The sequence below is a fragment of the Enterococcus sp. AAFC-DPL-6103 genome, from assembly GCF_058216595.1.
Genome location: NZ_CM177102.1, coordinates 1188879 through 1201419, shown reverse-complemented (window position 1 = coordinate 1201419; position 12541 = coordinate 1188879). Strand labels below are relative to the sequence as shown.

The following is a 12541-nucleotide window of genomic DNA, read 5'->3' as shown; positions in this document are numbered from 1 at the left end:
GCTATTTTTTCTTGAATCCCATCGTGACACCTAACCCAATTCCTAACACAATCAGTGAAGTACCTCCTTGACTTAAAAAGGGTAATGGAATACCGGTTAGTGGCAATATGCCAATTGCTGCACCAATATTTTCAAAAATTTGAAACATCAGCCCAAAAACAAGCGCTACTGCAAGATAAAGATTCGCTTTGTTATTTGTCTTCAGCGCTGCAGAAAGTATTTGATAAAACAAATAAAAATATAGAAAAATAACAAATGCCGCGCCCATAAAGCCAAAGCCCTCACCAACTACGGTAAAGATCATATCTGATTCTCGAACTGGCACATACACAGAGATCCCGCTAATCCCACGTCCAAATAATCCCCCGCTACCAATTGCATAAAGACTTTGAACTTGCTGATACGCAATCGTGTCACGATATTGAAATGGATCGATCCACGCGCGAACACGATCTAATTGATAGGTCTTAAAATGTAAAGAGTAGAGCAACTTGTTTCCCCATTCGCTGAACACCAGAACTAACAATGTACCACCTAACATTGCACCGATGCTTGTGATGATCGTCAAGATTTTCCAATGTACCCCAGCAATAATAAACAGCGCACCTAGAATCGCAATAAAAACTAAACTTGTCCCAAAGTCTCGCTGCAGAAACATCAACAAAAAGGTAGGTAAACTGTACATGCCAATTTTTCCTAAATAACCTAAGTCACTTTTCAAATCTCTTGCTAATTTTTTTTGAGGCCATTCCATTTCAAAACGAACTGTCAGACGTACCATAAAAAGAATAAAACTTAGTTTCATCAACTCAGAAGGCTGGAAAGAAAATGAGCCGATTCGCAACCACCGTTTTGTGTTTGTTAAAACATACATTGATGGATCATAAAACCAATATAAGAGAGCCATCAATCCCAGTGACAGCACATACAAAATTGGTGCATATCTTAGTAAAGTTGCTGCAGGAATTCTACTAGTCGCAACTAGCAAGATAAATGAAACTAGACAAAAAATCGTTTGTTTGAAGACAATACGCCTAACATCGACCCCATCCAAATCAGCAGCTATTGCTTGCACTCCGATACTCATCAAATAAAAAAGGAAAATTGGCAAAAACAGAGAATAATTTAACTCATTGCTCAAACGTTTGACCATTTACACTTACCTCCGAAGAGAATTTTAGACAGATTCCTAAAGCAATCGATAAGAACAAATAACTTGTTCCTCCATAACTGATGAATGGTAATGGAATTCCCGTCATTGGAATCATTCCTAAGATACTTGCAATATTAATACTTGTTTGTAAGAGCAACAAAGTCCCGACACCAAAATAAATCAGGCTAATTTGTTGACTAGTTTCTTTTGCAGCTAACATAAATAATCGAAGAATGATTAAAAAAAGAAGTGCTAACACGATTAGTCCGACGATCATTCCCAATTCTTCTACTAAAATCGAATAAATAAAATCTGTTTCTGCTACTGGTAAATATCCTTTTTTTGTAATACTATTTCCTAACCCGCGGCCAAAAAAACCACCATTATATAACGCATAATAGGAATGACTCATCTGAAATCCTTTTCCATAAGGATCTAAAAAAGGATCTCTCACTAACTGAATACGGTCATAGGTATGCATGAATAAATTTGGCAAAAGATCATGATTACCTAGAAAAAGGATTGTTCCTCCTACCACAGCAACTCCTGCAATTGTTGCGAAAAAAATGGCAATTGAAAACTGATAAGGCAACTGTGCTGTCGTAATGATGACTAGTGCGATTCCCCAAAGAATGATTGCACCTGTCACTTTCGGTTGAAATAAAATCAGCAACCCACTAAATAAAACGAGAGCATAAGGTACCCACATTTCCTCCTTCCTTCGTTCCACCCGAAAAAAATACGCTAGATAAAGAATCAATGCAACGTTTGTTATTTCAGAAGGCTGAAATTGAATACCAACTAACGAAACCCATCGTTGTGCACCGTTGATATTTACACCAATGACATAAACCAAAATCAAACTAACGATTCCCAAACCCAGCAGACTTTTGGCAAGGAATCCTTTTAATAAAATTTTCTTTTTTAGCCGATAAATGCCAGCAATCACAAACCAACTCATTCCTATAAAAATGGCTTGCTTATAAAACAGCGATAATGCATTCTGACCCTCAACTGTCAGTCTGTACGAACTTGCGCTGAACACAAGTAAGAGACCGACTACGCTTACGCCTAAATATGGTAATAATAATAGCCAGTCGATCGATTTTCTTTTTCTCACAATGTTCTCTCCCCTTTTTAAGCACCTGTTTAAGACGGGAGAGAAACAGTAAATAGCCTTAAAAAAAGGACACCAAACGTTAGCAAAAAAACTAACAAATCTGGTGTCCCACACAATTAATCTCATCGTCTGAGTTTTAGCACTAAACAACGTAAAGAATTACTCTTAGCTATTTTATGAAAAGCCTTAATCCGACAATTCCTATTTTACACATTGGCGTCTTTCGACGTTTCTGCGCAATAGCCTGTGTTTGTTTAGGAGCCTCACCTAACAAGTTTACTTATATTTAATTTCATAAAAATATTACTTTTTTTCTCGAAGAATATCAAAATAAATCGTAAAAAACCAAATCTTCTTTAGAGTTGCTTATGAAATCATTTAGAAAAAATTTATATTTGGCCAAAAATAAGCCAAATTCAGAAGTGAGAGTAAATAATGATAGAGCAGTTTGTTGAAAAATCTGTTTATGTAAAAAGACACAGGTCTATTCTTACCTCGCCATCAGACTAGCTAATCTTGTACTCTTTTTAAGAACTAGGTCAGTACATTCAACTCTAACGTAAAAAAGTTTTGTCAGGCACTTAACAGTGACAGACAAAACTTTTTTGTTTTACTCATTCGATTTCAAAGCACTAATCATATCAATTTCTTTTAACTTTTTGTGCGTGATGAACATCACGATAGCAGAAAAGATAATCGTCAAAGCGCCTGAAACTAAATAGCCCATTTTCGGAATCAAAAGTGGAAAAGCCATATTGTCGGCACTAGCCATCGTAATAATGAACCATGTCAAGACCTTACCAATACCACAGCCCAATAAGATCCCTACCAAAGTAAAGATGACGTTTTCCCGAATGATATACATCGTGACCTCTCCGTCAAAGAATCCTAAAACTTTGATTGTCGCTAATTCTCGTTCCCGCTCTGATACATTGATATTCGTCAGATTAAACAAAACGACAAAGGCTAACGTGCCTGATAAAACAATAAAAATCAAAACGACTGGACGTAAATTATCACTAGCAAAAGCTTGTTTACTTGCTTGAGTACTCATAAAAGTCGTTGTTGTCACTTGATTGGTAGCTTGTAATTGATTCGCTAATTTCGTTTCATCTTGAGAAGACATTTCATGACTTTTGAAGATGATCGTATTTTCAGTGAAATCTTTATCCATGACTTGTTGATAGTAGTTTTGATCCATATAAATTGTATTACCTAAGTAATTTTCAACGATTCCACTAATCTTTATTTTTACTTTTTTACCCTCATTATCTTGAATCGTCAGATTACTTCCGACCTTCGCGTTGTAAGCTTTCGCTACACCTTCCGTGACAACTGCTCCACCATTGGGGATCTCTACGGTTGTTTTTTTGTCTGTTTTTTTCAAAGTGAAATAATCTTTAGCACGATCTGTATCCTTAAAAGCATACAACGATGCACTTAAATCACTGACCCCATCTTTTTTGAATTTCACTTGATCAGCAAAAACATTCATACTACCTTTGACTTGGTCATGAGCCCTCAGCACTTCATTCGCTTTTTGGACATCTCCCTCATCTTTCATCGTAACAATTCCTTGAAAGTGATTCAATTGCTTGAACTGAACATCCACCACCCCACCAATGGAATCTTGTAACCCGAACCCAGCTACCATTAAGCCCATACAGCCTGCTATCCCAAGAATCGTCAAAATTGCTCGAGCTTTATAGCGAAAAAGATTTCTGTACGTCACTTTTTGATTAAAACTCAATCGGCTCCATAAAGGTGTAATGTATTCTAACAAAATTCTTTTTCCAGGTTTTGGTGCTTTAGGCATCAAAAGCGCCATGGGTTTTTCCCGTAAATCTTTAACCAAGATATAAATAGTAGATACAACAGTTGCAAAAAGTGCCGCAAGTATTGCCACTAAAATCGGCCAAAACCAAAAATCCGTCGGATAATTTTCAAAAACATAATTTTTTTTCAGCATGGTAAAAACTACAGGTGGCAGTCCTTTGGTTCCGATGATAACGCCCAAAACAGTTCCAACAGTTCCTGTCAATAGAGCATACAATAGATATTTTTGAGCGATTTCACTGTTTCGATAACCCAATGCTTTCAACGTACCAATCTCTTTTCGATCTTCTTCAACCATACGTGTAATGGTAGTAAATGTAATCAAGATGCCAATCAAAAAGAAAAAAACTGGAAAGACATTCCCAATTGCATCGATCCGGTCTGATAAACTAGTAAACTCTGTAAAACCAGGATTTGAACTTCGTTGAGTCAGAAGGTAATTTGGCGTTTTGATAGACTCCACATCTTTTTTTGATTGGTCAATCTTCTCTTGCGCTTTTGATAACGTTTGTTGGTTTTCCATGAGCTCTGTCTGTTTTTCAGCAAGCCCAGTGGTAGCTTTTTCTAACTCACCTTGTGCTGACGCCAATTGTTCTTTCGCGATAGTTGGACCGTAAATCGTTTCAAGTTGCGCTTTTTGTTGTTCCAACTGTTGTTGTTGACTATTCAATTGTTCTTTCGCTGTATTCAGTTCATTCTGCCCATCAGTCAGCTTTTGTTGGTTTTCTTGTAATTCTTGTTCTCCTTTGATGATTTCTTGATTAGCTATCGCTTGCAACTCCGTTTTTCGTTGCTCTTTACGCTCATCAAAAAGTTTTTGTAATTTTTCCTCGTGAACGATCATTTGATCTTTATACACATCAGACATAATATCTTTCTCTTGTAAATCAGAAAAACGCAAATACAAAATAGAATAGGTTTCACTGGCAAAGGCAGTTTCAGGCAAGTAAACATATCCATCTATTGTCCCATCCCCTACGGTCGTCACACCACGTTCTTTTTTATCAACATATATAGGTGAAGACACATAACCCGTGACTGTAAAGTTCTCATCTTTTAATTGGCTATCTTTGATGGTGATTTTACTTTTGATGGGGTATTGTTCTTTTAAGCTCTCATCTATCAACAACTGTTGATTATTTTCTGGATAATTTCCTTGTAATAGTGTCAATTTATTTTGCTTTTTATCCTCAGCATAAGAATAAACTTGTAAATTACGATCTTGTTGCTCTTCCACATAAGGAAAACTATAACCTAATTCTCCCTTGGCACCAGCTATTTTTTCAGCAATAGCCAAATCTTCATTTGTCAGACCAGCAGTTCCTTGAATTTGTATATCTGAAACGTTATGGTTAGTAACAAATTCTTGGACAGTTTTTTCAAGATTTGGCCCGATGGATTTGATTCCTACAAACAATAAAACACCCATGAAGATAATTAAAATGATTGCGATAAATCGTCCTAAACTTTGTCGAATATCGCGAAATACACTACGAATATAGAGATTTTTCATTTTTGTTCCCTCACCACTCAATCTCTGCCACAGGCAACGGGGTCTTGTTGATTTCTACCGAACGTACTTTGGCATCATTGATGTGAATAATCCGATCTGCCATTGGTGCGATTGCCGAATTGTGAGTAATTAAAAGTACTGTCCGTCCTTGTTTTTTAGCTACATTTTGTAATAACGTCAAGACTTGCTTTCCTGTTTCGTAATCAAGCGCTCCTGTCGGTTCATCACAGAGTAAAATTTTAGGATTTTTTGCTAACGCACGGGCAATTGCCACTCGTTGTTGTTCCCCACCAGAAAGTTGAGCTGGAAAGTTCTTCATCCGTTCGCCAAGACCAACTTGACGTAAAATTTCCTCTACGCCTAAGGCATCTGGGGATACAGCAGTGGCTAACTCCACATTTTCTTTTGCAGTCAAGTTAGGAACTAAATTATAAAATTGAAAAACAAAACCTACATCCGTTCGTCGAAACTCCGTTAATTGTCGATTATTGAAATTTGCAATATCCACCCCATCAATGATAATCTGCCCCTCATCAGGTGTATCCATCCCACCCAAGATATTCAATACTGTTGATTTACCGGCACCACTAGGACCTAAAATCACAGCTAACTCCCCTTCTTCAACTGAGAAATTGATGTCGTTATTCGCTGTAATGGTTGTGTCCCCCATTTGATATCGTTTAAACTCATTCTTCACTTCAATATAGCTCATGTTTATTCACCTCGCCATGTTTTCAACACCCTGTTGATTATATACTCTGTTATTAGTATAATCATTTCAATCACTCATGGCAATAAGCAAAGAACTTGGAGTTGTCATTGAGTAGACAAAATTTACTAATCTGTTCATTAAATGAAAGGAAGCTTACTCATGGCTGGAATCAAAAATAATCGTCGAACTATTTATACAAAAAAAATAATCAATGAAGCTTTTTTAAATTTGTTGTCTGAAAAGGAGCTCCAAAAAATAACTGTTACAGATATATGTAAATTAGCCGATGTCAATCGTGGTACTTTCTACAATTACTATACAGATACCATGGATCTGTTTCACCAAATCGAAGCACAACTTATCGAAAGAATTCTTCCCTTAATCAGAATCGACAGTGACGAAGAGTTGGCCTCATGGTTAAGTCGCCTAATTGCTATTTTAAAAGAAGCACAACCTCTTTCTTCTATTTTGACCCGCAATTACCAAGATAGTCACCTAATCAAAACTATTTTTCAAGAAGTACACGAGGTAGCCATTGAAAGTTTTGCTGCTCGATACCACGAAGACGATCCCCGATTGCTCGAATATTATTTCACTTATTTTGTCCGAGGTGTTCTAGGAACAGTGGATGAATGGTTGACCAATGATGATGGAACCAGTGCCGATGAGTTGAGCCGAGTGTTAGCTCAAGTCTTACCATCAGAGGACTAAAAAATTTTTTTAGTCTGTTCAATGCTTAACTGCCAATTGTTTAGTATCTTTTTAGTCGCTAAAATCGTTTTATCGATCACGCTATTCATTTGTGTATGAAAATAGCTATCTTTTTTGACTATTCAATTAACGCACATAGGTGAAGAAACATGATACTAATTTAAAAAATAAAGAATCACCATAAAAAGGGCACGAGTGACACTCGGGTCCTTTTTTTCTTTTAAAAATTTTATTTAAAGGTTTATTTATGATTAACTAATCCTCCTAAATATCTGATGGAATAAAGTGATCTTTTGTTTTTTACTTTGATCATAACTTGCAATCGATGTACGACTCATTCTTGCGCTTTCCCAAAAGTTTAAACAACTAATCCAATTCAATTCTTAGCAAAAACATTTATATTGATTTTTTGTTGTTTATCTATATACTTACTTTATTCTTAATAATTTAAAAAGGTGTGATGCTTATGAAAAAAAAATCTTCTACTTTTCTTTTCTTTACCACGATAATTATTGGTCTGTCTTATTCATTTCTACCCTATTCAGGACTTAACAACACTGTTTTATCTGTACTGGGAACCTTTTGGAATTTATTGTTTGCTGGATTAGCAGGCTATTACTTGTTAAAAAATGATTTTTTATCACAGTTTAAACATTTTAGCTTTAAAGCTCTGCTTTGGGGGATCCCTCTGATATTTGTTTCAGGGACTTTATTTTCATTGGTTTATTCTTACTTTTTTGGTAAAGCAACAACAAACTCCATTGGAGAAACGATTTCATTCGTGATGATTTTTTTTCAAGTACCTTTCATGCTTATGGGAGAAGAATTATTAAGTACAAATATCCTAATTTCTCTTCAAAAAAAAGACATCTCATTCTTATGGTCAACAATTATTTGTAGTTTTCTTTTTGCTATGTGGCATATCCCGGCCTATGGATTCCATCCTTTACAGCTATTGATAACTTTGATGCCCGCTCGAATCGCTTTAAACTATATATGGAAAAAATCAAACAGTATTTGGGTTAGTTGGATTTGCCATTTTATATACGATTGTATAGGATTTCTGCCCTTCTTTTTTTAATAAACAATCTAAGGTCTTAGCTTTATTCTTGCTAATCAAATGATTCTAACATATTTGTCACTTCTATTTATTCTTAATATTTATCACCTATAATACAAAAATAAGGAGGAGATATTTATGAAAAAGTATAGCATTTCGATTTTATTTCTTATTGTATCTGTTCTATTGTTTATGACATCTGCAATTGTTGGCTCACAGCTTGATGCAAATGGTTGGTTGATTGAACCTGCATTCTTCTGTATTCCACTTGGCTATTTGTCATTTGCTGTTTCATTTATCACAGCACTCTATGTTTTCTTTAAAAGAAAAATAGTTCGTAGCTAATAGTTTTAGGTAAAAGAACGATCATGTGGTCGTTCTTTTTTTGAACAGTAAAGTTGATTCAACAAACTTTATTGTTCAATCTGGAAGTGAGTACTTTCCAATAAAGAACAAAAAATTTTACAAATAAAAGGTATATAGACCAGACATCTATATACCTAAAAAATGACTATACTAACTATTTTTTATTATAAACTGGAAACTTACAAGTTTTGAGCAATTATCACCATCTTTATATCCACTTTCTGAATAGAGTCGACTAGAAGGAGCTCCTCTCTCTTGATAAATTCATGTCCATACTAGACTTACTTATATATCGATTAATTATTCCACCTCTTCATAAAAATTGTACTAAGGTTTAAGTCACTCCTTTATTGTTACTTCCTAAACGAGCTAATTCTGTTAAAACGATGATATCTCCTTGTATAAATAAAAATACTGAGCGTGAAAAAAATCCCGACTTACACATTTTATTTAACAATCCCTTTAATCATTCTTTTCTTGTAATCCTATTAAAATATCTGTATATGTTTTATCTTCTATTTGTGTTACAAAATAAAATGACGGGGTTGACAATTCTGCATCTATTGCGACTATTTCTTCAATAAGTGCCCCGACTCCTTCTGCAAAATCTAATTCATTTTCTCCTGCTACTCTTACACCAATCATATTTTTTACTTCATAAAAAAAATTATGAATCCCTTCTCTTTAATTGTTAAAAGAGATTGAAATGATCTATTGTACATAATCCTTTGTATTTTTTTGTTAAGTCATTTCAAGTTTCCCAGTCATACATATTTTCAAAATAAAAATACTTTTCTTTCGCACAAAGTTCTCTTTCAAAACAATCAGAAATTATAATATCTGATTGTTCACGATTATCTATGAATGTAATGGAACTTCCAAAGAAATTGGTGAGTGTCTTTCGTATTAACCTATTAGATATATAATTTTTAGTATAATCAATATTTACTTTAATAGGACTAATTGGAAGTTTCCTATATAAAAGTAAAACTAAAACATAGACTAAATTCTTATGATTAGTTTTCTTAACTATCGGAAAAGAATAACCGGATAGTTCTTTCCTAAGAAGTTCTTCTAGTTACTATTCAAGTTTATCAATTCTTCTGTCTTATCTTTAGCATTTATCATCAAATGATTTTCAAAAAAAATTGGTGTTGAAATACCCATAGACTCTTCTAAAAATACCTACTAATGAGAATTCAGGTTATATGTAATATATTAAGCAATACTTACCTTATTACTAATAATACAACTGATTTGAATAGAACAGGTCATTCCATTCTTTTATCCTATGCAATTTCATTTACTTCTGGGATCTCAAAAAATAAATGCATTAAAAAAATAGTTTCAATAAATACTTAATGATGATCTTACATCATATAATATTTTTTATTGAAACTATTTCTTTATATTTTTTAGTTCACAATTTTATCTATTGGTATGTTTAGTACTTCCGCAACTCGGGTACCATACTCTGGGTCTGCTTGATAGAAATGCTTTGTTTGCATAATTTTTATGCTTTCTTTAGAAACTTGTCCCAAATTCAAACCAATTGTCTCAATCAATCTATCTTTTTCTTCATCAGGTAACAAGCGATATAATTTACCTGCTGCACTATAGTAGTCGGGTTTAGGATAAGAGTAGTTTCCACTAATCCCTGTTACCTTATCTCCTTGAATCTTCGCTGATGGCACTTCTTTAGGTCCGTTCTCGCCATTTGGTTCATAGTTCACTTGATCATCCTGACCTTGAACCATTGCACCATCTCTTTCATAACTGTGAACTGGGACAATTGGTCTGTTAACTGGTAGTTGCTCATAGTTTGCACCTATTCTATACCGTGCTGCATCCTTATATGCAAATAGACGTCCTTGTAGTAATTTATCTAAAGATGCTTCTACGCCGGGAACTAAATTAGCAGGTGAAAACGCTAGTTGCTCCATATCTTCAAAATAGTTTTCAGGATTTTTATTTAATGTAAATTTACCTATTTCAATCAATGGAAAATCTTTTTGTGAAACAACTTGAGTAACATCAAAAATATCATGTTTATATGCTAGCCCTTCTTCATACGGCAAAATTTGAACAAACACTGACCAAGATGGAAATTCTCCTTGCTCAATCGCATTAAACAAATCATTCTGCGCATAATCAAAATCTTTTCCAGACAACTCAGTTGCTAACTTATTAGTTAAATTTTTGATACCTTGATCAGTTCTAAAATGATACTTAACCCAAAATTGTTCATTTTTATTGTTAACCCATTTGTAAGTATGACTCCCATAACCATGCATATACCGGTAACTTAATGGAATCCCTCTATCCGCCATCAAAATAGTAACTTGATGTGTGGCTTCAGGTGAATGAGCCCAAAAATCCCATTGCATATCTTGACTACGTGCGTGTGTTTTCGGATTTCTTTTTTGTGAATGAATAAAATCTGGAAATTTTAAGGGGTCATTAATGAAAAACACCGGTGTATTATTTCCCACTATGTCATAGTTTCCTTCTTGAGTATAAAATTTCAAAGCAAATCCGCGTACATCCCTATAAGTATCGGGATGACCTGACTCTCCTGCTACAACTGAAAATCGAGCAATCATTGGTGTTTTTTTTCCAACACCATTGAATATGTCAGCTTTTGTATATTCGCTCATGTCCTTAGTTAATTCAAAAACACCCTTTGCTCCAGCGCCCTTTGCATGTACTACTCTTTCAGGTATACGTTCTCGATTAAAATGTGCGAGTTTTTCTAAAAGCGCGTAGTCTTGTATTAATAGCGGACCTCTTTCTCCTGCAGACAATGAATGCTGATTATCAGCCCAAGGTTGACCTTCTTTTGTTGTCAAATTTTTATCATAATTCATAAACTTACACTCCTTTCATTGCGGGTCATACATTTTAACTTACTAAAAAGTATATTAGGCAGTAAAAAATGATAATATTATCATTTCGCTAATATCACTTGACAAAAAATCTTGTACTATTCTTTGAATGTGTCAGATTACCGATGATTGATTATAAATTATTTCTACGGTTAATCCATTCCGTAGACAACGTCATAGCGGCTCTTGCGGCTTTTGTTTGATCCAATACATTAATCATTACGAAATCGTGAATCATTCCTTGGAATTGGACTTGTGTGACGTCAACTCCAGCTTCACGTAATTTCCGTGCATAAGCTTCACCTTCATCACGTAAAACATCTGCTTCACCGTTTAAGATCATCGCTGCTGGTAGTCCCTTCAATTCATCAAGAGTTGCTCGTAAAGGAGACGCAGTGATTTCTGCACGTTGTTTTTCATCAGTCGTATATTGATCCCAGAACCATTTCATGCCTTCTTTTGTTAAATAATAATCTTCTGCAAATTCGTTATAAGATTCCGTGTTAAAATTCGCGTCTGTTACAGGATAATACAATAATTGCTGGTTGATTGTCAGGCCATTACGTTGTTTTGTCATAATCGTCATTACTGTGGCCATATTTCCACCAACAGAATCACCTGCTACAGTTAAACGGGAAATGTCCATTTTTTTTGCTTCTGAAATTGTTGGTAATTGTTGTAAAATTGCGTAGTTTTGTTCAATGGCTGTTGGATATTTTGCTTCTGGAGATAATGAATATTCTGGAAATACCACAACTGAATTCGTTCGAACAGCTAATTCTCGCACTAATTTATCATGTGTTTTGGCACTACCAAATACCCAACCGGCACCATGGATATAAAAAATTACAGGTAGAGTAGTATAATTGCCAGCTGGTCGAATAAACCGGACATTGATTGAGCCATATTTTCCAGTATCCATCAGTTGATCTTCGATATCTACATTATATTTATTAACAGGAGATTCTTGTACCTCTTCGAGTAATGCACGTCCATCTTTTGGCTCTAATTCATAGATACGTGGATGAGGGGCATTTGCCTCACTGAAATCAACTGCTGCTTTTTCTAATGAAATTCGTTTTGTCATTTTGAGTCACTCCTAAATGTTCTAGTTTTTCATTCAAGGAGTAAAGTATATCAAGTAAAAATTTAGCTAGAAATAAAAAAATGGACAAAATATATACA

At 34.7% G+C, this 12541-nt stretch carries 10 protein-coding genes and 1 riboswitch; of the genes, 3 read left to right on the top strand and 7 right to left on the bottom strand.

The window, feature by feature from the left end; translation table 11 throughout:
• Position 1: 1 nt before the first annotated feature.
• From AC4BC3_RS05845 to AC4BC3_RS05830, 4 genes are all read right to left on the bottom strand, one after another.
• The gene (locus AC4BC3_RS05845; protein WP_490467213.1) at positions 2-1153 is read right to left on the bottom strand and encodes an FtsW/RodA/SpoVE family cell cycle protein; all 1152 of its coding nucleotides are present in this window, start codon (positions 1151-1153) and stop codon (positions 2-4) included.
• Positions 1131-2273 (bottom strand): FtsW/RodA/SpoVE family cell cycle protein, encoded by a 1143-nt coding sequence (locus tag AC4BC3_RS05840; RefSeq protein ID WP_490467212.1) that lies wholly within the window; start codon positions 2271-2273, stop codon positions 1131-1133. The genes AC4BC3_RS05845 and AC4BC3_RS05840 overlap by 23 nt, the downstream gene beginning before the upstream one ends.
• Before the next feature lie 114 nt (positions 2274-2387).
• Positions 2388-2555, bottom strand: a riboswitch (M-box (ykoK) riboswitch).
• A gap of 328 nt (positions 2556-2883) precedes the next feature.
• Positions 2884-5622 carry an ABC transporter permease gene (locus AC4BC3_RS05835; RefSeq protein ID WP_490467211.1) on the bottom strand — a complete coding sequence of 913 codons (2739 nt, stop codon included), beginning with the start codon at positions 5620-5622 and terminating at the stop codon, positions 2884-2886.
• A gap of 10 nt (positions 5623-5632) precedes the next feature.
• Positions 5633-6334: an ABC transporter ATP-binding protein gene (locus tag AC4BC3_RS05830; protein ID WP_490467210.1), complete on the bottom strand. Its 702-nt coding sequence runs from the start codon at positions 6332-6334 to the stop codon at positions 5633-5635.
• Between the two features lie 159 nt (positions 6335-6493).
• Between AC4BC3_RS05830 and AC4BC3_RS05825 the strand changes: the two genes are divergently transcribed.
• The 3 genes from AC4BC3_RS05825 to AC4BC3_RS05815 all read left to right on the top strand — a co-directional run bounded on the left by AC4BC3_RS05825 (position 6494) and on the right by AC4BC3_RS05815 (position 8450).
• Entirely contained in the window at positions 6494-7045 is a 552-nt protein-coding gene (locus AC4BC3_RS05825; protein ID WP_490467209.1) for a TetR/AcrR family transcriptional regulator, read from the top strand.
• A 466-nt stretch (positions 7046-7511) separates the two neighbouring features.
• Entirely contained in the window at positions 7512-8126 is a 615-nt protein-coding gene (locus AC4BC3_RS05820; protein WP_490467208.1) for a CPBP family intramembrane glutamic endopeptidase, read from the top strand.
• Between the two features lie 117 nt (positions 8127-8243).
• Positions 8244-8450: a DUF3955 domain-containing protein gene (locus tag AC4BC3_RS05815; protein WP_490467207.1), complete on the top strand. Its 207-nt coding sequence runs from the start codon at positions 8244-8246 to the stop codon at positions 8448-8450.
• A gap of 483 nt (positions 8451-8933) precedes the next feature.
• Here the strand turns inward: AC4BC3_RS05815 and AC4BC3_RS05810 are convergent, their stop codons facing one another.
• The 3 genes from AC4BC3_RS05810 to AC4BC3_RS05800 form a co-directional block, all read right to left on the bottom strand.
• Complete coding sequence (locus tag AC4BC3_RS05810; RefSeq protein ID WP_490467206.1) at positions 8934-9116, bottom strand: hypothetical protein; 183 nt, start codon at positions 9114-9116, stop codon at positions 8934-8936.
• A 770-nt stretch (positions 9117-9886) separates the two neighbouring features.
• Positions 9887-11338 (bottom strand): catalase, encoded by a 1452-nt coding sequence (locus tag AC4BC3_RS05805; protein ID WP_206909005.1) that lies wholly within the window; start codon positions 11336-11338, stop codon positions 9887-9889.
• A 151-nt stretch (positions 11339-11489) separates the two neighbouring features.
• A complete protein-coding gene (locus tag AC4BC3_RS05800; protein WP_490467205.1) occupies positions 11490-12443 on the bottom strand; it encodes an alpha/beta hydrolase in 954 nt (317 codons plus the stop codon).
• Positions 12444-12541 lie beyond the last annotated feature (98 nt).

What these genes read in the sequence shown, in the direction of transcription:
- AC4BC3_RS05845 (WP_490467213.1), bottom strand. Translation starts at nt 1,153, where the DNA reads ATGGTCAAACGTTTGAGCAATGAGTTAAATTATTCTCTGTTTTTGCCA.
- AC4BC3_RS05835 (WP_490467211.1), bottom strand. Translation starts at nt 5,622, where the DNA reads ATGAAAAATCTCTATATTCGTAGTGTATTTCGCGATATTCGACAAAGT.
- AC4BC3_RS05830 (WP_490467210.1), bottom strand. Translation starts at nt 6,334, where the DNA reads ATGAGCTATATTGAAGTGAAGAATGAGTTTAAACGATATCAAATGGGG.
- AC4BC3_RS05825 (WP_490467209.1), top strand. Translation starts at nt 6,494, where the DNA reads ATGGCTGGAATCAAAAATAATCGTCGAACTATTTATACAAAAAAAATA.
- AC4BC3_RS05820 (WP_490467208.1), top strand. Translation starts at nt 7,512, where the DNA reads ATGAAAAAAAAATCTTCTACTTTTCTTTTCTTTACCACGATAATTATT.
- AC4BC3_RS05815 (WP_490467207.1), top strand. Translation starts at nt 8,244, where the DNA reads ATGAAAAAGTATAGCATTTCGATTTTATTTCTTATTGTATCTGTTCTA.
- AC4BC3_RS05810 (WP_490467206.1), bottom strand. Translation starts at nt 9,116, where the DNA reads ATGATTGGTGTAAGAGTAGCAGGAGAAAATGAATTAGATTTTGCAGAA.
- AC4BC3_RS05805 (WP_206909005.1), bottom strand. Translation starts at nt 11,338, where the DNA reads ATGAATTATGATAAAAATTTGACAACAAAAGAAGGTCAACCTTGGGCT.
- AC4BC3_RS05800 (WP_490467205.1), bottom strand. Translation starts at nt 12,443, where the DNA reads ATGACAAAACGAATTTCATTAGAAAAAGCAGCAGTTGATTTCAGTGAG.